The 23,097-nt window shown below is 42.9% G+C and carries 15 protein-coding genes and 1 pseudogene; 5 read left to right on the forward strand and 11 right to left on the reverse strand.

What is annotated here, in order from left to right:
• Positions 1-101 precede the first annotated feature (101 nt).
• Both BUC01_RS00120 and BUC01_RS00125 read left to right on the forward strand, forming a co-directional pair.
• Complete coding sequence (locus tag BUC01_RS00120) at positions 102-1,409, forward strand: MutS-related protein (RefSeq protein WP_025831874.1); 1,308 nt, start codon at positions 102-104, stop codon at positions 1,407-1,409.
• Positions 1,410-1,493: 84 nt separating this feature from the next.
• The gene (locus BUC01_RS00125) at positions 1,494-2,138 is read left to right on the forward strand and encodes a nitroreductase family protein (RefSeq protein WP_025831876.1); all 645 of its coding nucleotides are present in this window, start codon (positions 1,494-1,496) and stop codon (positions 2,136-2,138) included.
• A gap of 84 nt (positions 2,139-2,222) precedes the next feature.
• Here the strand turns inward: BUC01_RS00125 and typA are convergent, their stop codons facing one another.
• Positions 2,223-4,022: a translational GTPase TypA gene (typA, locus tag BUC01_RS00130; protein WP_025831879.1), complete on the reverse strand. Its 1,800-nt coding sequence runs from the start codon at positions 4,020-4,022 to the stop codon at positions 2,223-2,225.
• A 158-nt stretch (positions 4,023-4,180) separates the two neighbouring features.
• On the opposite strand from typA, the gene rpsO reads away from it, so the two are divergent.
• The 3 genes from rpsO (at position 4,181) to BUC01_RS00145 (ending at position 7,186) form a co-directional block, all read left to right on the forward strand.
• Positions 4,181-4,450, forward strand: coding sequence for a 30S ribosomal protein S15 (gene rpsO, locus BUC01_RS00135; RefSeq protein WP_009132440.1), 270 nt, complete (start codon positions 4,181-4,183; stop codon positions 4,448-4,450).
• Between the two features lie 508 nt (positions 4,451-4,958).
• The gene (locus BUC01_RS00140; RefSeq protein ID WP_007211819.1) at positions 4,959-5,534 is read left to right on the forward strand and encodes a helix-turn-helix domain-containing protein; all 576 of its coding nucleotides are present in this window, start codon (positions 4,959-4,961) and stop codon (positions 5,532-5,534) included.
• A 5-nt stretch (positions 5,535-5,539) separates the two neighbouring features.
• The gene (locus tag BUC01_RS00145; protein ID WP_073312355.1) at positions 5,540-7,186 is read left to right on the forward strand and encodes an AMP-binding protein; all 1,647 of its coding nucleotides are present in this window, start codon (positions 5,540-5,542) and stop codon (positions 7,184-7,186) included.
• Positions 7,187-7,240: 54 nt separating this feature from the next.
• On the opposite strand, the gene BUC01_RS00150 is transcribed toward BUC01_RS00145, so the two are convergent.
• From BUC01_RS00150 to BUC01_RS00195, 10 genes and pseudogenes are all read right to left on the reverse strand, one after another.
• Entirely contained in the window at positions 7,241-8,914 is a 1,674-nt protein-coding gene (locus BUC01_RS00150) for a sulfatase (RefSeq protein ID WP_025831885.1), read from the reverse strand.
• Between the two features lie 15 nt (positions 8,915-8,929).
• Positions 8,930-10,354, reverse strand: a pseudogene (locus BUC01_RS00155) (sialate O-acetylesterase); the annotation flags it as partial.
• 8 nt (positions 10,355-10,362) lie between these two features.
• The gene (locus BUC01_RS00160; protein WP_025831886.1) at positions 10,363-11,901 is read right to left on the reverse strand and encodes a sodium:solute symporter family transporter; all 1,539 of its coding nucleotides are present in this window, start codon (positions 11,899-11,901) and stop codon (positions 10,363-10,365) included.
• A 19-nt stretch (positions 11,902-11,920) separates the two neighbouring features.
• Positions 11,921-13,162 (reverse strand): ComEC/Rec2 family competence protein, encoded by a 1,242-nt coding sequence (locus BUC01_RS00165; protein ID WP_073312359.1) that lies wholly within the window; start codon positions 13,160-13,162, stop codon positions 11,921-11,923.
• Between the two features lie 17 nt (positions 13,163-13,179).
• Complete coding sequence (locus BUC01_RS00170; protein WP_073312361.1) at positions 13,180-14,550, reverse strand: FAD-dependent oxidoreductase; 1,371 nt, start codon at positions 14,548-14,550, stop codon at positions 13,180-13,182.
• 26 nt (positions 14,551-14,576) lie between these two features.
• Positions 14,577-15,701: a glycerophosphodiester phosphodiesterase gene (locus BUC01_RS00175; RefSeq protein ID WP_025831889.1), complete on the reverse strand. Its 1,125-nt coding sequence runs from the start codon at positions 15,699-15,701 to the stop codon at positions 14,577-14,579.
• A 109-nt stretch (positions 15,702-15,810) separates the two neighbouring features.
• Positions 15,811-17,517, reverse strand: coding sequence for a RagB/SusD family nutrient uptake outer membrane protein (locus BUC01_RS00180; protein WP_025831890.1), 1,707 nt, complete (start codon positions 17,515-17,517; stop codon positions 15,811-15,813).
• Between the two features lie 12 nt (positions 17,518-17,529).
• Complete coding sequence (locus BUC01_RS00185; RefSeq protein ID WP_244895717.1) at positions 17,530-20,634, reverse strand: SusC/RagA family TonB-linked outer membrane protein; 3,105 nt, start codon at positions 20,632-20,634, stop codon at positions 17,530-17,532.
• A 154-nt stretch (positions 20,635-20,788) separates the two neighbouring features.
• The gene (locus BUC01_RS00190) at positions 20,789-22,201 is read right to left on the reverse strand and encodes an alkaline phosphatase (RefSeq protein WP_073312363.1); all 1,413 of its coding nucleotides are present in this window, start codon (positions 22,199-22,201) and stop codon (positions 20,789-20,791) included.
• Positions 22,202-22,222: 21 nt separating this feature from the next.
• Positions 22,223-23,092 (reverse strand): carbohydrate kinase family protein, encoded by an 870-nt coding sequence (locus BUC01_RS00195; RefSeq protein ID WP_025831892.1) that lies wholly within the window; start codon positions 23,090-23,092, stop codon positions 22,223-22,225.
• Positions 23,093-23,097: the final 5 nt, after the last annotated feature.

The following is a 23,097-nucleotide window of genomic DNA, read 5'->3' on the forward strand; positions in this document are numbered from 1 at the left end:
GCGGCTCTTGGTATCAAGAGCCGCTTTTCTTGTTTTTATCTGTTTCGTTTGTTCTTCCTAATTATTTTCCTACTTTTGCGCTATACGTAATATCTAAGAATATGACTTATCTGGATACGGACAAGCAAACGCAGGCTGACTTGAGCATTACAGAAGGAATATATGACGAATATCCCCTCTACTCCTTATTCTCCGAAACGGAGACTAAAAACGGAAAACGCGTGATGCTCGATTGGATCACCTCTCCCCTGAACGATGTATCTGCCATACGAAAAAGACAAGAGGCGATAGCCTGGAAGGAGTTGCCTGACCTCCCTTTGGATGAAGAAGAACTCGACTTCATCGAATATTATCTGGAATACCGTGACCAAATCAGAAGACCTAATATCTTAGTATCGCTGACTTCAGCAATCGACCGTTTATTAAGACACGACGCTCAACGCTATATCATCAGACGAGGCGTGACCTTAATTATCCTGTTATTGAACCGGTTGGAATCATTGCGAAAAAACACTCCGGAAAATGCCCCTTTACTATTGCAAGAATTAGCGCAAAGCATTCAGGACACTATACATAGCAGCGAACTGAAAGAAGTTATCGACCTCTATAAAGATAAAGAGAAATCTCTCTCCAACTATATCATCGACAAATACGACTACCAGTTTCGCTGTATCCATTTTGAACTGATCAGAGGGTTACTTTCTCAAATTTATATACTGGACGTATGCCGCACAGCGCAGCATGTAGCAATCAGCAGAGGTTTCTGCTGCTGTCCGGAAATGACAGAAACGATGGATTTATCTATTACCGGCTTTGTACATCCGTTCACAAAAGAGGGACGAAGTAACGATTGGAAAATGTCAAACGGCAATATATGTATTCTTACAGGCTCTAATATGGCCGGTAAATCAACAACCCTCAAAGCCATCACAATCGCCGTATGGCTGGCGCATTGCGGATTACCGGTTCCAGCCCGTTCAATGACCTGTCCTGTCTTTGACGGAATCTATACTTCAATCAATCTCCCGGACTCCCTGCGCGATGGCAGAAGTCATTTTATGGCGGAAATTCTACGGATCAAAGAAGTACTTCAAAAAGCGAAATCCGGTAAGCGATGCCTGATAATATTGGATGAAATGTTTCGCGGAACCAATGCACAGGATGCCTTTGAAGCCTCTGTCGCAGTAAACGAATTACTCAGAAAGTATCTGCATTGCTCATTCCTTATATCAACCCACATTCTGGAGTATGCCAAACATTTTGAGAAAGACAGTGCATGTTCTTTCTATTATATGGATTCAAGAATTCAGAACGATCAATTTATATGTCCTTATCAACTGCTTGAAGGTATATCCGAAGCACAAGTTGGCTACTGGCTGGTAAGAAAAGAATTGGAAGGTTTAATATAAAAAATCCTCTCTTTTTTAAAGTAACCACTTCATTACTAAATCTTTTTTGTTAGCTTTGCGAAAACCAATATTAAACAAAGCAATATGAAAAGTATCAAATTGATGTTAGCAGGTGCCAGCCTGTTGCTGTGCTGCGGATGTGGCATGCAAGTAAAAGAGAGTACAACTGTGACTGAGAAAGCAAGCAATGAAAATGCAGTGATCGAGAATATGATGTCACGCCGCAGCATCCGTAAATACAAGCCGCAAGCAGTGAACCGCGATACTATGCAGATTATACTGAACTGCGGCATCAATGCACCCAACGGTCAGAACAAGCAGTCCTGGGAAATCCGGGTAGTGGATAATCCGGAATTTATCAATGGCATAACCGAAGTTTACAAGAAACAGAATCCGAAAGCTGCTGAAGATCCTAACTTCAAGAATATGTTCCGCAACGCTCCTACAATAGTATTTATCGCCAATGACAAGTCTTATGATTTGTCACAGATAGACTGCGGTTTGCTGGGTGAGAACATGATTCTTTCAGCCTGGTCTATGGGGATAGGCTCCTGTTGTTTAGGAGGACCGACACGATTTATAAACTCCACACCGGATGCAGCAGAATATTTGAAGAGACTTGAAATCCCGGAAGGATATGAGTTACTCTATTGCATCGCATTCGGTTATCCGGATGAAACTCCGGCAGCTAAGCCGAGAAATGCGGAGAAGATTAAATTCATAGATTAAATATCTCCTGTAAGTCACGCATAAATAAAAAGGAGTGCCACCATTACAGTGAAGCACTCCTTTTCTATCTATTTACAAACAACTTTAGTTTTTATTCGCACGCTTACGTTCTATCTCGTCCAAAATCACTTTACGCATACGCATCGCCTTCGGCGTAACCTCTACGTACTCATCTTCCTTGATATATTCCAGCGCCTCTTCCAGAGAGAACTGTACGGGCGGAATCAGACGAACCTTATCATCCGAACCGGAAGCACGCATATTCGTCAGCTTCTTGGATTTCGTAACATTAATCACGAGGTCGTTATCGTGGGAGTGTTCACCTACCACCTGTCCGGCATACACGTCTTCCTGCGGGAAGATAAAGAACTTGCCACGATCCTGCAATTTATCAATGGCATAAGCAAAAGCAGTTCCTGTTTCCATGGCAATCATAGAGCCATTGGTACGACGTTCAATCTCACCTTTATGCGGTTGATATTCTTTGAAGCGGTGCGCCATGATAGCTTCACCGGCAGAAGCGGTCAGTACATTGGTACGCAAACCGATAATACCACGTGAAGGCATATTAAATTCCAGGTTTACACGTTCGCCTGCACTCTCCATCTTCACCATCTCACCCTTACGGCGGGTTACCATATCGATAATCTTACTGGCATACTCTTCGGGAACGTTCACAGTCAATTCTTCAATCGGCTCGCACTTCACACCGTCAATCTCCTTGAAGATAACCTGCGGCTGGCCTACCTGAAGCTCATAACCTTCGCGGCGCATGGTCTCAATCAATACGGAAAGATGGAGTACACCACGACCGGAAACCACCCATTTTCCGTCTTCCTCACTCTTACGCACACGCAGAGCAAGATTCTTATCTAACTCCTTCATCAGACGGTCGTGGATGTGGCGGGAAGTCACGAACTTACCATCACGGCCGAAGAAAGGAGAATCGTTGATAGCAAACAACATACTCATGGTCGGCTCATCGATAGCGATAGGCGGCAATGCTTCCGGATTTTCAAAATCGCAGACCGTATCTCCAATTTCAAATCCTTCGATACCTACCAATGCACAGATGTCACCGGAAGAAACTTCCGATACCTTCGCGCGTCCCATACCTTCAAACGTATGCAGCTCCTTGATTTTTGATTTCACAAAACTTCCGTCACGCTTGGCCAAAGATACATTCATACCCTCTCTAAGCGTACCACGGTGCACACGGCCTACGGCAATACGTCCGGTATAAGAAGAATAATCCAAAGAAGTCACCAACATCTGCGGAGTGCCTTCCAATTGCGTGGGAGCCGGTATATTCTCTACAATGCAGTCCAGCAATGCGAAGATATTATCAGTAGGAGTCTTCCAGTCCGTACTCATCCAGTTGTTCTTCGCAGAACCATAGATGACGGGGAAGTCCAACTGATCTTCCGTAGCCTCAAGACTGAACATCAGGTCGAACACCATTTCATATACTTCCTCCGGACGGCAGTTCGGCTTATCCACCTTGTTCACCACAACGATAGGTTTCAGACCAATCTGCAAAGCTTTTTGCAATACGAAACGCGTTTGCGGCATAGGACCTTCGAAAGCATCCACCAAAAGGATACATCCGTCTGCCATATTCAGCACACGTTCCACTTCACCTCCGAAGTCGCTGTGGCCCGGAGTATCAATGATGTTGATTTTAGTTCCTTTGTAATTGATAGAAACGTTTTTGGAAAGGATCGTTATCCCTCGTTCACGTTCCAAGTCGTTGTTATCCAGCATTAATTCACCTGTGCTCTGATTGCTGCGGAAGAGATTTCCCGCCAAGAGCATCTTATCGACGAGCGTCGTTTTCCCATGGTCAACATGGGCAATGATTGCAATGTTTCTAATATTTTGCATACAATACCTATATATTTGGGTGCAAAGGTACGAATTTTGCATTAGATATAAGTGTAGCAAGAGAAAAATTTCATTGAATATCATTGCAGTATAAAAGATTATCTCTATCTTTGCAGCCTCTTTAAGAGAATATTAATATATCAATTTAATTAAAAGTTATGTATTTAGACGCTGCTAAAAAGCAAGAAATCTTTGGCAAATACGGAAAGTCTAACACTGATACTGGCTCAGCTGAGGCCCAGATAGCTTTGTTTTCATACCGTATTTCCCACCTGACTGAGCACCTGAAGCTCAACAGAAAAGATTATAGTACTGAAAGAGCCTTGACAATGTTGGTAGGAAAACGCCGTGCGTTGCTGAACTACCTGAAGGATCGCGACATCACAAGATATCGTGCCATCGTTAAAGAGCTCGGCCTGCGTAAGTAATCCGTTACTTGCAGCAAAAGCATTAAGAAGGGAAGCCGTCAAAAGCTTCCCTTTTTTGTTTTCACACCTCTCAAATCTCCATACGGTAAACAAAAGACAAAGGACATAGAAGACATATTAGCGACATACCATGTCTTCTATAAAAGACATATTTCAACTCAAACATGCTTCTTATAGAATTATTTCCTATATTTTGCATATCAAGCAAGTTGAAGTATGGAAAAAGATATCATCAAACAAATCATCCTGAACCAGCAAGAGTCCACCAGCCAAGTGATAACACACTCTCAGCCAACAGAAAATACAAATTGTCAAAATGATAAATCGCGCCTTCTTCGCTCTCTTCTTCCTTCTTATAGAAACAAGAGAGAGATGAAGAAGATACAGTCTCTTTTTATCCGGACACGAAACTTTTCTCCGTGTATTGTTGCACCAAGTAAAAGTTTGTTTTATTTTTGTGCCTTAACAATACAATTTATAACCTAATAGGCGAAAAACATTATCAATTATGGATACAAGCAAGATTGTCGGAGAAAAGATTAAGTCACTCCGTGAAAGCCAGTCAATCAGCATTGAGCAATTGGCCGAACGTTCCGGTTTAGCCGTAGAACAGATTGAACGCATTGAAAATAACATCGACTTACCTTCATTGGCTCCGCTCATCAAAATAGCGCGTGTTCTGGGTGTACGCCTGGGAACTTTCCTTGACGATCAGGATGAAACGGGTCCGGCCATCTGCCGCAAGACGGAGGCCAAAGATAGTATCAGCTTCTCCAATAATGCTATCCAGAGCCGTAAGCACATGGAATATCATTCCCTGTCCAAGTCGAAAGCAGACCGCCACATGGAACCTTTCATCATCGACGTAGCCGCCACAGAAGACAGCGACTTCGTACTCTCCTCACACGAAGGTGAAGAGTTTATTATGGTTATGGAAGGTATTATGGAAATCAGCTACGGCAAAAACACATACTTGCTTGAGGAAGGAGACAGCATCTATTATGACTCCATCGTTCCACATCACGTACATGCCTACGAAGGACAAGCGGCCAAAATTCTTGCAGTAATCTATACGCCCATTTAATATCTATGTTATACGAAAGAACACTCGGCCAATGGCTGGAGCACTGGGCAGAGACTACGCCCGATAAAGAATATATTGTTTATTCCGACCGTAACCTGCGCTTCACCTGGAGCCAGTTCAACCGACGGGTAGACGACATGGCAAAAGGACTAATCTCCATCGGCGTAGAACGCGGAACCCATGTAGGTATATGGGCTGCCAATGTGCCCGACTGGCTTACACTGCTGTATGCCTGTGCCAAAATCGGTGCCGTCTATGTTACCGTAAACACCAACTACAAGCAAGCCGAATTAGAATATTTGTGCGAAAACTCGGATATGCACACCCTTTGCATTGTGAACGGTGAAAAGGACAGCGACTTCGTACAAATGACTTATACCATGCTGCCGGAGCTGAAAACCTGCGAACGCGGCCACTTAAAGAGCGAACGTTTCCCGCATATGCGTAACGTTGTTTATGTAGGACAGGAGAAGCATCGCGGTATGTACAACACCTCAGAAATCCTGTTGTTGGGCAATAATGTGGAGGATGAGCAATTAGATACTCTGAAAAGCCAGGTAACCTGCCATGATGTGGTAAACATGCAATATACATCAGGAACCACCGGTTTTCCGAAAGGCGTCATGCTTACTCACTACAACATCACCAATAACGGCTATCTGACCGGAGAACACATGAAGTTCACGGCCGATGACAAACTTTGTGTCTGCGTACCCCTGTTCCACTGTTTCGGTGTGGTGCTGGCTACTATGAACTGTCTGACACACGGCTGTACGGAAGTTATGGTGGAACGCTTCAATCCGCTGGTAGTGCTTGCTTCAATCCATAAAGAACGCTGCACAGCTCTATACGGTGTACCTACCATGTTTATTGCCGAATTGCACCATCCCATGTTTGATATGTTCGACATGTCTAGCCTACGCACAGGTATCATGGCAGGTTCGCTCTGTCCTGTGGAACTGATGAAGCAAGTGGAAGAAAAGATGTATATGAAGGTTACCAGCGTATACGGTCTGACCGAAACGTCCCCCGGTATGACGGCTTCGCGCATTGACGACCCGTTTGATGTACGCTGCAACACCGTAGGACACGATTTTGAACATACCGAAGTCAGAGTTATCGACCCCGAAACCGGCGAGGAATGCCCGGTAGGGGTGCAAGGTGAAATGTGCAACCGGGGATATAATAATATGAAGGGCTATTATAAGAACCCGCAGGCTACTGCCGAAGTCATCGACAAGAATGGTTTCCTCCACTCCGGAGACCTCGGCATAAAAGATGAAGATGGCAACTACCGTATCACCGGACGCATCAAAGACATGATTATCCGCGGCGGTGAAAACATTTATCCACGTGAGATTGAGGAGTTTCTCTACAAGCTGGAAGGTGTGAAAGACGTACAGGTGGCAGGCATTCCATCAAAGAAATACGGTGAAGAAGTGGGTGCTTTCATCATTCTGAAAGAAGGTGTGGATTTACATGAATCGGATGTGCGCGACTTCTGCACAGGCAAGATTTCACGCTACAAGATACCGAAATATGTATTCTTTATTGATGAATTCCCCATGACGGGTAGCGGTAAGATACAGAAGTTCAAATTGAAAGATGTGGGATTGCAGCTCTGCAAAGAACAAGGGATCGAAATAATTTAAAGAATTAAGAATAAAAACAGGCTGCAGTTTAATCTGCAGCCTGTTTTATATTTACTATAATTCATCAGGCATAGGAACCTTTTGCCCTGTTGCCCTCACGGTAGGCATCGAAGCATCCCAACCGCGAAGACGAGTGCCGAGTTCTTTTGCCATTTCCTTGACTATTTCTGGATGCTGAGCAGCCATATTATTACGTTCACCAATATCTTCACGAAGATTATAGAGTTCAAGCTCAGCAGTATGCATACGGTAGACTAGTTTCCAATCTCCTTTGCGGATAGCACTCATGAAGTCGATGTCATCCTGATCCTCAAAACGGAGCTGATGAGGAAAATGGAAGATGATGCTACGTTCAGGGTCAATGCCTGAAATAGCTTCGGGGATAACAATGGCATTAGCCTCACGTTGATTAGTAATTTCTCCACGTTTCTGAGCTTTAGCCACATATCGGGAACCTTTCTGAATCAGCTTCACTAAACTCCGGCCATCCCGTTCCTGAACAGTTTCGTATTTCTTCACCCCAGCCATTTCAAGAATTGTAGGAAAGACATCCTCCGTTGAAACAGGCGTATTGATACGCGTTCCGGCACTAACCTTGCCAGGCCAGCAAAAGAGCATAGGAACACGAATGCCACCTTCATAAACCGATCCTTTCCCTTCGCGTAACGGAAGATTCTGAGTGTGAGGTTCCCCACCCTTCTCATTCCCAACGCTATGTCCTCCATTATCAGAGTAGAAAATGATAACAGTATTGTCAGCCACCCCCTTAGTTTCAAGGAAATCAAGTACATCCCCTAAACTTTTATCCATACCTTCGACCATGGAAGCATAACGCGCCTGTCCTTCATCCATTCCAGCATCAAGATAGGGCTGAATATAACGTTTATCACGTTGAATGGGGGTATGATTAGAATAATGAGAAAAATAGAGATAGAAAGGAATCTTTTGCCTAATGGGATTTTCAAGCGTTTTGAGTGCTTCACGGGTCATAGCTTCAGTTAAGTGTACATCAGTACCATAATATTGTGACATATTCTGTACCGAGCCATAATCACCCTTACCCGGTAAATTGCCAAAATTATCTTCTGGAAGATAGCTTTTGGGATGGCCATTGCTCGAACCGGCAATGTTAACCACAAACCCCATATTATAAGGATTCGAACCGGGTGTTCCCGCAGGTCCCCAATGTGCCTTGCCTACATGGATGGTGTGATAGCCGGCATCACGTAGAATTTCAACCATAGGAGTTGCATAGAGGGTATGATTGAGACCATATGTTTCGCGTTCCGGTTCAAGAGAAACAGGACAGAAAGCATTATAATTCCACTCCGGATGAGCAAAAATGTCACCAAGATTCTCATTGGTGGCACCAGGGTGACCGCCAATTGCATCCGGAACAACATCCTTATAGAGTGAAATGAACGATGTAATCTTCATGTGGGCAGGGTTCATACCTGTCATCAAAGATGCACGTGTAGGCGTCGAAACCGGACAAGCATAAGCATTTGTCATCATAGTACCCATTTGGGAGAGACGCTCCATATTAGGAGTTTTGAAACGCAAGTTATTTGGATAAGTTTCTTCACCGAAAGGCAGAGAAGATTCTGTCCACCCAAAATCATCTACTAAAAAGAAGACAATATTAGGCCGCTGTCCGGCATAGGCACTCTGCAAGAGAGCGAAGGGAGCAGCCAATGCCAGGCCGTATATTGATTTATTGATTTTCATATGTATTTATTTTTTAGACCATGAGTCACTACGGAACGGGGTAGCTGGTAACCCTTCCTTATTATAAAGATTCGCACGAAAGAAATTCGCAAATGCATAACGCACCGCCACGGGCTCCCGTACTTGAGAAGAGAAAACTTCAATACGGTTGCCGTTGATAATTGCCTTTGAAGGATAAAACTGCTGATCTGCACCAGCTATGTAAAAACCTTTCACGGGTTCATTGTCAGGTGTCATTAAACCGTTGTCCGCATAATCAAAACTCAAGATAAGTTTGTTTCCCGATAATTTCATTGACTTAAACAGCGGACCGGAATACGCTATATTCTTACCATATTGTTTAGCCAACGCCCATAAAGCTAATCGTTCTCCCGGAACACGTTTGTTGCGAGGATGAATATCAAGCGAATCGCCAACGTCAGTGGTAACGACCATCCCCAAATTCTTCACCCCACCCTGCCATGTTTGAAGCTGAGCTTCCCGGATACCGGCGGGTTGATCTTTGAAGGGCGCAATCTGAACGAAGTAGAATGGCAGATCCGGTTGTTCCCATTCTTTACGCCAACTATTAATCATATTAGTAAATACCTGCTGATATTGTGCATAGCGCATAGCATTAGCTTCACCTTGATACCAAATAGCCCCCTTAACAGTGTAACCCAGAATAGGTTTAATCATACCGTTCCACAACGTAGATGGAACTTTATAGAGTTTATTCTGTTTCACGTTCTCTACTCCAAACTCATCGAATACATCCGTATAAAGTGGATTATTTTTCATCACATCCATCTTAGTCCATGATTCTACATGCGTATCACCTTTAGCCGAAAGAATGAGTCCGACAGGAGTATGGAGTTCATTGAAAAGACGACGACCGAAAACAAAACCCACTGCAGAGAAGTTGTAAGCACTTTCCGGAGTACAAACAAGCCACTTTCCTTCACAATCATCGCGTTCACCATCAGGTGCCAGACAATAAGGCACGGTGAAAATACGGATTTCAGGATAATTTGCGTCCTGCAGTTCTTTTTCGGCCTCTTCCATACCGGTTTGCCACTTCACATCCTCTTGTCTGCCAACCGGGAAAAGCATATTACTTTGCCCACCGCAAAGCCACACCTCGCCAATCAAAATATTACTGACCGTTATGATGTTCTCTCCACTAACGGTAATCGACTGTTTTTTCATTGTCGCATGGGGTGTTTTCAATTTCATAGTCCATTTACCATCACCGGAAGCAATGGCAGTCACGGCTTTGGCAGCCCATGAAGATTTAACAGTGATGGTTTCACCCGGTTCTGCCTTACCCCAAATATTGACTCTGGTACCTTGTTGCAAGACCATATTATCAGAAATGATAGCGGGAAGTGTGACTTTAGCCACCACTGGGTTACAAGCAATAATCACCAGCACCGCCAACAATACCCATTGTTTTTTCATTGTTCTATTCATTTAGTAACCAATTCTTTTTTCTTTCCAATACAACAAACAAGGAAACTGATACTACCACCAACAACGACCCACCAAGGCCAGGCAAGTTTGAGAGTTACACCGAAGCAGAATGTACTCCACCAACTTAAAATGCCAGGTTGAAGAAGTAAAACAACCAGACATCCGGTAATCAATGCAGCTACCACACTGTAAACGTTGCCACGACGAGTCAAAACGGCACAAAGGAATATACCCAACATACCGGCATAAGAGAAACTCATGATACCAAGCGCAAAATCAACCAATGACTGATCACCCGCTTCTTGCATCAAAGCAGCAATAATAGCAAAAGCCGTCAATACAATCCCCATAATGATCACAAGAAAGCGTGACTCCTTCAACTCTGATTTAATTTTCACGGTACCCTTATCGCGTTTTTGCCTCCAAGGAAGATAAAGATCGGAAAACAAGCTACTGGTCATTGAGTTAATGGCCGAGTTAAAGCTTGACAATGCAGCAGCAAGCAAGCCCACCACCATCAAACCAAGGATACCCGTTGGCATGTGGTTGAACATATATTGCGGAAATACCTGACGACTATCATTCAACAAGTCACTTGGTGCGGCTGCCCCAAGCAGCTCCGGGCGTGAATAGAACACATATAGCAGTGAGCCGATAATCATAAAAATCACAACAACTGGAAGAGAGATTACCTGGGAATATACAAGTGAGCTTGCTGCCTTTTTCACTGACTTACAAGTCAGCTGACGTTGTACAAACTCCTGATCCGTGCTATATTGTGCAAATTTAAAGATGGCACAAGCAAAGAGAGCCCCAATCAGATTATAGGGTTCAGTCAATGAAAAACTCGTGTCAATCACCTGTAGTTTATTGCCAGACTCCGTATTTTCAAGCACATTGACGATCTCGCCCAATGACAGCGGGATTGCGCTAAAAAGCAGATAAATGGCAATCATACCAGTACCGATTACGAGCAGAATCTGAATTGTATCAATGTAAATCAAACCTTTTATGCCTCCAGCCATCGTATAGATTGTACTAATAATGCCAAGAATCACAATTGAAGCAATCAGATTAGGAAATAATATATCATTATAGAGCATCACAGACACTGCAATGGCAGCAATGAACAGGCGCGAACCGGATGTGAGTAATTGTCCCAACAAGAACATGACACTGGTTGCTGTTTTGGCGCCATCACCAAAACGATTACCCAGATAACCATAGATGGTAATTGTATTGGCTTTATAGAGGGCAGGCAAAATAATATAAGCTGCCATCAAACCGCCAACTATCGCCCCAACGCTAAGCATGATATAAGTAAAGTTACCGTCGAAAGCAATCTGAGGTGCACCGACAAATGTACCGGCACTGATTGATGTTCCAACCGCAGCAAAGGCTACCAACCACGTCGGCATACTTCGTCCGCCAAGGAAATAATCTTCAACATTTTTATTTTTACGAGAGAAGAGGAATCCTATCGTTGTCAAGGCTCCCAGAAATAGAATTACTATAATCCAATCTAATAATTGCATGATATCAGGTTTTAGCGTATTAATTACATATATAAGGTCCATGAATGGAGGTCACAGTATAGTCATCGCCTGCATCATCGAGGGCATAGACATAGAACTCATTACCTCCGGGATGTACGCGAATCACAATATGCCCCTGTTTAGCAGCCATCTGTTTAGTATTAGGATAGGCAACAAGTGCTGTTGCAGGATGAAAGTTGGTCGAGAAGACATCTTTCTTTCCGGGATAAGCCTTCGTCGTAGAAAGAATGCGACGTAATACTTCAATATCCGGCTGCTGCGCCTTGCGATTGTGAACCACAACCACCTGAGGCCGAAGGGCTTTGAGAAGCGTAACGCCCATTGCATCGTAATTCATATGATGGTTACTTTTGCATGCCTCGACTGGACCGGTCACCAAACCAACCGGCAACTCCAGGTTCTGCCAATCCAAATTGGTTACAGCAGGCAGGTCGGCACCGGTGAAGTAATCAAACTTACCATAAGAAACACGGAAAACAATGGAACACTGGTTTTCATCCGGCCATTCACTTTGGGACAGTTGATCAGTGGAAATGAAATAATTACGCTCAATATCTTCAACCCCAGTCCACACACGTCCGTTGGCCGCTATATTACGAATTTCGAAAGTGGGATATTTAGCAGCATTATGAACAAGCACAAGCTGATCTTTCTTACCAACTTTAAATTGCTCAATCTCCATACCGTTTTTCTCCTTCTGCCATTTTATAAAATTCAAATAATTCGGAAATGCTTTACTTATAGGCGCTATAGGATCGTTATAGTCCGGCCAACCACGATCAATGGCCTTCTTGAAAGGGATACAATCGCCCACACCAGATATACCAGTTAGCTGATAGGCTTTATTCTCCGCCCACTTGCATCCTTTATTAACTTCCCCCATGTGATCGATATGAAAGTGAGTCAGAAGCATATAGTCAATTGCCTTATGTTTAGTTCCCTTCATGAAATGGGCAATATATTTTGCATAGGTTTCATAAGGAGCTGTTTCTTCATTTGGTTTTTGTGGTACAATGTTAGGTGATTTTTCTCTAATTTCACCGGCATCAACCAACATCGTAGTACCGTCGGGTAATATAAAGAAAGTACACTCCCCCTGCCCGGTATTGATGGCATGGATATCAAGATAGCCTTCCTCCCACGCAGGTAATACCTTGCCTATTTTCACATCCTGGGCCCGGATAGTCATTGAAAAGAGAACTAATAATGCTATAACCGGTATTTTAAATGGGATATTCATAGTATCTTCTTGTTATTTTATTCAATAATAGCCTTTTGATTCAATATTTCTTTTTGAACCTCTTTGTAAGAGAGATTACGGGGAGTGCTTCCCGCTTGCGCCGCCAAGGCTGCCGCTACACCAGCCGCATGTCCTGTAGCTCCACAAGTAGCCCCTACCCTGACAGTGCCGAGAGCCTCGCGATCAACTGAGATGCAACGACCACCCACCAGCAGATTATCAATCTTGGCAGGTAACAAACTGCGATAAGGTATTTGGAATGGAAGGGGTACATACATGTCATGCATACCGTTTTGATTTTTAGGAGGATGCACATCAATGGGCCAAACACCCAACGCTATTGAGTCCTCAAACTTGCGGTTGGACACAATGTCATCTTTGGTCATGGTGTAAACCCCATCGAGCCTACGGGTTTCGCGAATGCCGATAGTAGCCGACGTATTCATAATCCAACTGTTCTCAAAGCCTTTGCAATGTTTTTTGTAATAGTTGACAATACGGTGAGCATCACTACGTGCCTCCATTTCAGCAGCAGTCAACTCGTTTGCATTAACCGCCGATCCATAAACACGTGTCGTATTAACCCAAGGATAGTTTTTTCTTAAACCACCAAACCAAGGACCACCAAAGAAAGGAAGTTCACCGACTTCACAAGCATGGCTAAGCATCTCACGGTCAATTCCAACATCTCTCCTTCGCGAGGTATATTCGGTCAGCAATTGCTTCCCTAAAAAGCCGGGGTCGGGACCAAACGGTATTGTCAATTCATCTTCATAGTCTACACTTCCCTGTGGGTTAACTTCCGCAAGAAAAAAGGGTAATGTCATAGGCTGAAGTTCAGGTGATATATTAAATCCGGCTCCGGCACGTGCTACGACATCCCCATTTCCGGTACAATCCACTACGATCTTAGCCATAATTGCTTTACGCCCATCCACATTCTCTACAATGGCACCCTTCACTTTATTCCCTTCAACAATGACATCGGCCATCCAGGTATGCAGCAGACATCTTACCTGATATTTCAACAGTAGTTCATCAGCAGTCAGTTTCATTATCTCAGGGTCAGAACTCAATACCCAACTACGGTTATTCTCAACTCCTCCCCGCTTTTCAGCCATTGCAATCCATTCGCCCATGACCCCATCCACACAACGGCGATAAGGACGCAACCAACTGTTGAACCCGGCCAATGTGATCACCAGGCCATTGGTCCACATGCCACCAAACGAACCCATCGCCTCAACAAGCATGGTCGAAGCTCCGGCCTTAGCAGCACCGATAGCAGCACCGACACCGGCAGGGCCACCACCAACAACCAAGACATCAACGTCATTGATGACTTCTATTTGCCTTTCTTTTTCTGTATACGTTTTCATTAATTCCATGATGATAATATGTTATAATAGTATTTTCAAAATTGTACGATTTTCAACATTAGTCTCTTAATTTCAGATTCATCAGAAAGCGACTTAACCTTAAATACCGGAAAAGCATTATATATAAGAACTTGATGTTTACCAACATTCCCGGTTTTCACATTAAAAATCTGATTTCCCAACTCAATTTCAACGTTTCCTTTCAGTTCAATCTCTAAATAGATTCCACCAAAGGTTACGCAAGGTAACGGCTCGTTGAGTACTACCGTTTGATTCTTTTTTAGCAATATATTCCCAACCGTAGTTATGGTCGGGCAAATAAAATCTTTAATTTCATGTTTATCAACCAAAAGGGTTCCCTGACCGTTCAAGTCGGGAGCCAACAAATCCGTAGAAATAAAATTAATATCATTGCGATTAATTTTATTGAAATGCACGAATTTGTCAGCATGTGATTCTCTCATAAGACCATGCGACTTGGCTAATGCAACGTATCGGTCATACTCATCCTCATCAAAGCGGGAAGCACTAATAGCCATAATGCAATCTCCTTGGTTCTGTATCTTTTCAAAGACAGTCTGATATAAAATTCCCATTAACCGGACATCGTAAACTCCAAGATCTCGAATAATCTCATTAGCACGATTATTGGAAGTAATAACGTAATTTCCCTTTCCAAGCACTTCATCTGCAAGAGCGATTATATCTTTATAATGCCGACCTGTTTCATCGAGTAATTTAGGTTCAATAAATGTATAAAGTCCGTTCCGTTTACAGTCGATTAGAAATTCCCTTAATGTAGGTATCCGACTTCTCATTTCCGATTTATCAGCCTTTAAGATAAAATCCTGTTTCAGCTCTATCAGTGTCTTTGTTTTAACTGGAACTTGAACGGAAAGTATTGTTCCGTCAGCATTCAGGCAAGTACGATTTAGTGTACTGTCATGCATCACTACCAGATATCCATCAGCTGACAGGCGTACATCGGTTTCAATAGCTTGAAAACCGGCGCGTTTGGCTAATGAGATAGCCTCCAAAGAATTCTCTCCGGCAATTGTGCCATGCATATTGACACCTCGATGAGCTATAAAGACACGCTGAGCATGTAATCCCGTTGTCCAACTACAGATTATAAAACAGAAAAAGATGAATTTCTTCATTGCTAATATACATTATTCACTGAAAATAAGTAGCAGAACTCCAGATATTTTTCCATACCACCATTAGCTCTGCCACTTATATCATTCTTTAGATAAAACAATTTATGAACTAATATCCTGGATTCTGAGTCATATTAGGATTAATCACCAGCTCTTTCGCCGGAATAGGCCATAAATATTGTCTTTCAGAGAAAGCTCCCTTAGAACAAACCTGTACATAGCCATCGCTTACCATTCTTGAAAAATCAGCAATACCATCTTCATCTATTTCTGGAGCATAAGGCCAGAACCAATGCCCCGGTTTTACCACTTTATCTATCAATTCATTTCCGGGATAGAGTACACCACAGTTTGGTTTATTCAACGCTTTTTGAGCCAATCCCCAACGAATCAAATCGTAATAGCGAAGTCCCTCAAAGGCTAATTCAACCCTCCGTTCACGACGAAGAACCGTTCGGAGCTCTTTCTGATTGGTTGTTGTAATGGCAGGATAATTAGAAACATCACCCAATTCCACGCCATAGGCACGTGCACGCACCTGATTAATAGCATCCAAAACGCTTTGGTCAATCTGGTTCAACTCAATCTTAGCCTCAGCATAAATCAAAAGCACATCGGCATACCGGATAATTATCAGGTCATTCTCGGGTGTGAAGTTTGTAGCGGGTCCCCACGTTCTGTCAACTGACTTTCTCCACACCAAACCAGTAAAGGAAGCAAACTGAGCTCTGGCACGCGTATCGTTATTATTCACCAACTTCCCTGTTGAATAATCCATTACTTTAGTAACCTCCGGATGAGGGGTATACTCATAGCCAACGAACTCACTTCCGAATTCCACGATCGAAGCCGTACAGCGAGGATCTCGATTTCGAAAAGGATTGTGAGAATCAAACAGAGGCGACTCATCAATCAACTTACCATCGGTACACTCGTAAGCTGCAAGCAGTGCCCACGAAGGAACCTTGCTCGAAAAGCCACCCGCTGTACGTGGATAGTAGCTTTTTGCATCACCGATATTACCAATCAGGAGAGCTGTTGAACGAGGCAATAAAAAGATTGATTCTTCGGCATTCTTTGTATAGAATAAATCTCCATAATCTTTATGAAGTTTATAGATACCCAGATCCATACACGCTTTTGCTGCCGTAGCAGCGATCTCATAATCACCGAAATACAACGCATAGCGTGCTTTCAATGCCAAAGCGGCACCTTTGGTTGCTACTTGTTTTCCAGTATAAGAAGCCGGAAGATGCTCAGCTGCATAATCAAAATCATCATAGATGATCTTAATCACATCGGCTTTAGGCGACCGTGCCATTTTAGATGCATCTTCAATAGTCAACAGATCTTCCACATAGACTACATCACCAAAGGCAAAGACCAACATGGCATAATGTGCAGCACGTGAGAAACGTGCCTGGGCTTCATAGGACAACAGAGTTGCCTCATTGATTCCATTTTCACGACCACGATCCAAATTAGCAATGATAGCATTGGAACGGGCAATAGCCTTGTATTGGTTAGTATAAAATGTTGCCAACTCAACACTACCGGACGTATTTGTTTCACTGTTTAACGTTCCATCAACAATGTCAGGACCGGCAACGTCACGATAGAGGTAGTCATCAGACCAAGCTTCTTTGGCAACAGGCCAGAATGCAGTGCGATACAAATCATTCACCGCCATTTCATACTCAGTTTCGTTACTGTACCAGGTTTCACTTGAACCTTGATCCAGTGGGTACAGGTCTAAATCGTTGCACGATACCAATGAAAGTGCGAATACTGTCAGTATAAGATATATATTTTTCATTGCTTTATTCCATTAAAAATTAATATTCAGACCAAACAACACCGAAGTGGTCATAGCATAAGAGGTAGTTCCGCGCTCAGGATCCCAACCATCAGGATAATGACTCAGACAGAACAGATCACTTGCCGACACATAGAAACGAACCCGTTCAATCTTAGCCTTTTGTGTAAGGCTTGCCGGAAGAGTATAGCCCAAAGTAATGTTTTTCAAACGAAAGTAACCACCGTTGAATATCCAGAAGGTTGACATAGCGTTATTACTATCATTGTTCTGATAAGTAAGACGTGGATAACTTGCCGTCAGGTTCTTTTCTTCAGTATTGAAGGAACTCCAATAGTTTCCATCTATAATGGCAGGAATACTCCCCCACTGGTTATGATAAGGTTGAACCATCTTAGAGTTCATGCGTACATTTTGCTTACCAATACCCTGGAAGGCAGTGCTAAAATCAAACCCTTTGTAAGCAGCCGACAATGTTCCACCATACATAAAGCGAGGCTGTGAATTGCCAAGAAGAACGCGGTCGTACTCGGGAGAGATAATACCATCAGGCACACCATTTGGACCAGAAATATCTTTATATTTCACATCACCAACCTGTGTATTGCTATTTAGTGTAGCAGATTTGTCCAGTTCTTCCTGGGTTTGAAACAAGCCCTCAGAGATATAACCATACCATTCATCAAATAAACTACCGGTCATCTTCACTTGATCACCCATGAACTGCGTACCACTCAGATCATCCATTTTAGAAATATAGTCAGAAAGGTTAGCAGAGATGCCATAGGTAAACTCACCAATACGGTCATTCCATGACAGTTCGAGGTCATAGCCTCTGGTATGCATTTTACCCGCATTCTGTGACGGATTAGAATATCCCATATATTTAGGTATTTCAAGATCAAGCAACATGTCTTTTGTACGCTTGTAATAATAGTCGCCCACAAAAGATAAACGCCCGTCAAAGAATCGCGCATCAACACCAATATCGTATGTTTCAGTCGTTTCCCATGTTAGATTGCGTATAGGATATTGGATTTGAGCAGCTCCTTTATAATAGGTAGACTCGCTTGCATCAGCCTTGTTGTAGAACAACGAGTTAGTAAACTCCATCAATGAGACATAAGGGTAATTACCGATCCGTTCGTTACCCAAAGTACCGATAGAAGCTCTTAACTTTAGGAATGATAGCGTTCTACCATTAACTTTTTTCATGAAAGGTTCTTCACAGACAATCCAACCAGCTGATACAGACGGGAATGTACCCCAACGAGAGTCTTTATGAAAACGTGACGAACCATCACGGCGAACATTGACCTGAAGCAAATAACGATTATTGAAGCTATACATAATGCGACCAAAATATGAGCGATAGGCATTCTCATAAGCAGAACCGGAGTTTGCCAAATAGTCTTTAGGACCTGCATCAAGATAAGGATAACTGTCCAGATCGTAATGGTCACTTGAAGCACTCATTGTCTCATGATAATAATAATAGTTTTCATAACCAAGCATAATATTAAAATCATGCTTACCAAACTTTTTCATGTAATTTGCAATAAACTGCGTGGTTAATGAGCGAGAGTCAGCACGATTCTCGGTCAGTTTAGTAGAACCACAGCCGGCAAACGTACCGATGATGGTAGTAGGATCATCTTGTGATGTAAAGCCGGCCTCCTTCTGGAACTTCTTACCTTTGGAAATAGAGAAGTTTGGAGCAAGTACAGCCGATATCTTCAAATCTTTGAACGGAGTGAAGTCAATCGAGACACGCCCACCAATCTTTGTAGAATAGGTTTCATTGTAGCCACCCTCTACCAGACGACCATAGAGGTTATTTCCACCTTTCACATCGGCAAGACCACCGTGCTCCCACTGCCAGGCATAAGCAGGTGAAGCAATCAGGATACTGTTCCACACATCCGAGAACATTGGTTCATGGTTCTTGGCATACTTCACATTTAAATCCAATGAAGCAGCAAGATACTTACTGAATGTCAAGTCGTTATTTAATCTTGCCATATACCTTTCGTAGTAGTTATCAGCATCTTTATAAAGACCATCAACTTTTTCGTAGCTGAGAGATGCTCTTGTTTTGACATTCTGACTACCACCAACAAGATTCACCGTATGGGTTTGACGGGGTGCTGAACCCTTAATCAAGAGATCATACCAATCTGTTATCGGATAGTTATCCGGATCGGTTTTATTGTTGTTTACCCAATTATTAACTTGATCCTCGGTATAAACAGTGTAAAGACCTCCGGCAGGGTTGTCATTGTACTTCAACTCGTTAACCATTTCAAGATAACGTTGGAAGTCAACCTGCTTAGGCTGGGTTGTGGGAATTTCAATACCATATTCGAAGTTATAACTGATGCGCAAGTCTTTGTCAGCCGCACGCTTGGTCGTCACCAGGATTACACCGGCTGCTGCACGAGACCCATAAATGGAAGCCGAAGCCGCATCTTTCAATACCGTGATGCTTTCCACGTCATTAGCATTAACATCATTGATGTTATCAATGGGAATACCATCAACCACGATCAGAGGTGACGAATCACCAATTGTGGTTACACCACGCACCAGGATATTACTTGCACCTGCTCCGGGTTCACTGCTTGAGCGAGTCACTAACACACCCGACACAGCACCTTGAAGGGCTGTAGCCAATTGCGTAGTACGACGTTCGGCAACCTTGTCACCTTTAATATTGGCAGCAGCACCCGTCAGATCTTTCTTTTTAGCAATACCATAACCAATAACCACCACTTCATCTATAAGTTCTGAGTCTTCCTGAAGGATAACGTCGATGGTATTATGGCTACCCACTTTCACTTCTTCAGTTCTGTATCCAATGAAAGAGATGACTAAAGTTGCTCCACTTGCCACTTTTACACTATAATACCCATTCACATCAGTAATGGTGCCGGCAGTTGTTCCTTTTACTCTGATGCTCGCTCCAATGACCGGTTCGCCCTGAGCATCCTGAACGTAACCTGTTATTTCCCGCTCTGATCCGGGAGAATCTTCTATACCATTTGCACTGGCTATAAATATGCTGAAAAACGAGCACACCAGTATCAACGTAGCACGACATAGATGGGAAAGTTTCATTCTGAAAGTCCCTAATAAACTGTGTATCATATCCATAAAAAAGGTTAAACAATTAGTTCTATTTATAATTTACAATTCTATCTTATAAACGTTCTTAAACCGACTCAAGAACATTAAGTTACCCAAAAACAATATTAAACCCTAATGAAAAATGTTAATCTTCCAACCCATAGCCACCTATCTCTGCGATCTTTCGGGGGATTTCGGCATTATCAGTACGGCTTTGGAAATTCTCTGCACCAGCTCCAAGAGCAAATACAGGCACGAAACTCGCCGAATGACCTTTGCTAATCCAGTCTACAAGAGCAATCTCATTGATGATTTTTTTTGCTTCGGCTGCAATAGTTTCATCTTTTTGATATTCACTTTCGACCAGGCTGGCACTGTTGATAAACGAGCTTTCATAGGCTATTTTCAATCGTTCCTCTTGTTGCAGAGTCAATCGAATCTTTTTCCAAAAACCAAAGTTCTCACTGAGCGAATTCTTAACGATGTCCCACGAAACATACCCATTGCATTTCTTTCTTAAATTACCGAGTACCTTTGAAAACTCACGCTCACTGATTTTTTGGTTACTGAGAACACTCAGGTTTAATTCATACGATCCGGTGCCCAACCCAAGCCCACCGGTTTCGTGATCGGCTGTCACTACAATCAATGTTTCATCAGGGTGTTGCTGATAAAATTCATAAGCAACACCTATAGCCCTATCCAAGTCCTGAACCTCATGAATTACCGTTGCTGCATCATTACTATGACATGCCCAATCAATACTTCCACCCTCAATCATGAAGAAAAATCCTTTTTTCGGGTCTTTGGTTAAGACCTTGATACCTGCACGTGTAATCTCCGACAGTGTCAAATCTGTTTTTTGACGATCAATGGCATAAGGAGTTGTACGACTATCTATCTTCGACACTGCAATCTTTTGAAACAGAATCATTCTATCCGACGTACGGGCTTTCTTCTGAAATTCTTTGTAACCACGGGTTATCGTATAACCATTGCTACGGGCAAGGTCATAAAGTCCTATTGAATCCTGAGGAGTTACACCCCAAAAGTCAGCACCACCATAAAAATCAAATCCGGCAGCTACAAGATCATGACCAATGGCATTGTAGTTTTTTCGATTTTCATTATGAGCATAAAATGCAGCCGGTGTTGCATGGTTAACGGCTACACTTGATGCTACACCAACCTTACATCCAGCTTCCCGGGCTCTTACTGCAATACTCTTCAGGGGTGTAACCTTATCTTTCATCACACCAATACAGCCATTACGAGTTTTCACACCTGTAGCCAGTGCAGTACCCGAAGCTGCCGAATCGGTCACACCATTTGTTGCAGAATAAGTGGTTGCAATGGTTGCCATTGGAAATTGCGTAAACAATAAGGAAGTTATCCCAATATTACCCTGAAGTTCAGCACCATATAGTTCTGTCATCTGTATCTGATTTAATCCCATTCCATCTCCTATGAAAAAAAAGATATATTTGGCCTGCTGGGCATGCAGAAAGCAAGCACACAACAAGAATGAGACGAATAACTGTAATCTGACATTTTTCATTGTATCTATCGTTAGGAAGTACTACTTAAGGTGGTTTGGTAACACTGGCATTGCCCCTGCCTGGGTACAAACATAAGCCGAGACATCAACTGCTCTCCGATGAGCTTTCCTAACAGATTCACCTTTCAAGAGCAATGTACAAAAGGCAGCCGTAAAAGAATCACCCGCTCCTACTGTATCAATAACTTTCACTTTGGGAGTTTCCAGAAACGATATATCGTTAGGAGTAATGACATAGCTTCCCATCTCGCCACAAGTCAGAATCAACATTTTCCAACCATACGTTGTAAGGAGTGTCTGGCACTGTTGGAGTGGAGTACCCATAACATCAAACATATTACAAACCTTATCAAGTTCATCATCATTCAGTTTCAAGATATTACTCAAAGAAAACGATTTTTCAATCTGTTCCTTTGTGTAAAAGTGTTGCCTCAGATTGATATCAAAAACCTTGTAAGAACCGGTAGGCATATCGTTAAGAAACTGCTCAATAGTATTTCGCGATATGGAATTACGTTGAGCTAACGAACCGAAACAAACGCAATCGGCTCGATTTGCCAATGCTTTCAATGTTTCGTTATACCGTATGTTATCCCACGCCACACCTTCTTCGATAGTATATTGAGGAACACCACGCTCATTAATACTAACTTGAACGGTTCCGGTAGGACACGACGAGTTCTCAAGCATGTGTGGTAATCCTCTGTCCTCAAAACAGGCTACAATCTCATCACCTAATTCATCGTTACCTATGGCGCTCACCACGATACCGTCAAGCCCCAGTTGAGCCACATGATAGGCGAAATTTGCAGGAGCTCCGCCTAACTTCTTTCCTTCAGGGAAAACATCCCAAAGGACTTCTCCCAAACCAACAACTGTTTTTGTTTTCATAGCTT

The sequence above is a fragment of the Bacteroides stercorirosoris genome (assembly GCF_900142015.1).
Taxonomy (GTDB): domain Bacteria; phylum Bacteroidota; class Bacteroidia; order Bacteroidales; family Bacteroidaceae; genus Bacteroides; species Bacteroides stercorirosoris.

Excerpts from the sequence above, each read along its gene's own strand:
- BUC01_RS00120 (WP_025831874.1), top strand. The coding sequence starts at position 102 with ATGACTTATCTGGATACGGACAAGCAAACGCAGGCTGACTTGAGCATT.
- BUC01_RS00125 (WP_025831876.1), top strand. The coding sequence starts at position 1,494 with ATGAAAAGTATCAAATTGATGTTAGCAGGTGCCAGCCTGTTGCTGTGC.
- typA (WP_025831879.1), bottom strand. The coding sequence starts at position 4,022 with ATGCAAAATATTAGAAACATTGCAATCATTGCCCATGTTGACCATGGG.
- rpsO (WP_009132440.1), top strand. The coding sequence starts at position 4,181 with ATGTATTTAGACGCTGCTAAAAAGCAAGAAATCTTTGGCAAATACGGA.
- BUC01_RS00140 (WP_007211819.1), top strand. The coding sequence starts at position 4,959 with ATGGATACAAGCAAGATTGTCGGAGAAAAGATTAAGTCACTCCGTGAA.
- BUC01_RS00145 (WP_073312355.1), top strand. The coding sequence starts at position 5,540 with ATGTTATACGAAAGAACACTCGGCCAATGGCTGGAGCACTGGGCAGAG.
- BUC01_RS00150 (WP_025831885.1), bottom strand. The coding sequence starts at position 8,914 with ATGAAAATCAATAAATCAATATACGGCCTGGCATTGGCTGCTCCCTTC.
- BUC01_RS00160 (WP_025831886.1), bottom strand. The coding sequence starts at position 11,901 with ATGCAATTATTAGATTGGATTATAGTAATTCTATTTCTGGGAGCCTTG.
- BUC01_RS00165 (WP_073312359.1), bottom strand. The coding sequence starts at position 13,162 with ATGAATATCCCATTTAAAATACCGGTTATAGCATTATTAGTTCTCTTT.
- BUC01_RS00170 (WP_073312361.1), bottom strand. The coding sequence starts at position 14,550 with ATGGAATTAATGAAAACGTATACAGAAAAAGAAAGGCAAATAGAAGTC.
- BUC01_RS00175 (WP_025831889.1), bottom strand. The coding sequence starts at position 15,701 with ATGAAGAAATTCATCTTTTTCTGTTTTATAATCTGTAGTTGGACAACG.
- BUC01_RS00180 (WP_025831890.1), bottom strand. The coding sequence starts at position 17,517 with ATGAAAAATATATATCTTATACTGACAGTATTCGCACTTTCATTGGTA.
- BUC01_RS00185 (WP_244895717.1), bottom strand. The coding sequence starts at position 20,634 with ATGAAACTTTCCCATCTATGTCGTGCTACGTTGATACTGGTGTGCTCG.
- BUC01_RS00190 (WP_073312363.1), bottom strand. The coding sequence starts at position 22,201 with ATGAAAAATGTCAGATTACAGTTATTCGTCTCATTCTTGTTGTGTGCT.
- BUC01_RS00195 (WP_025831892.1), bottom strand. The coding sequence starts at position 23,092 with ATGAAAACAAAAACAGTTGTTGGTTTGGGAGAAGTCCTTTGGGATGTT.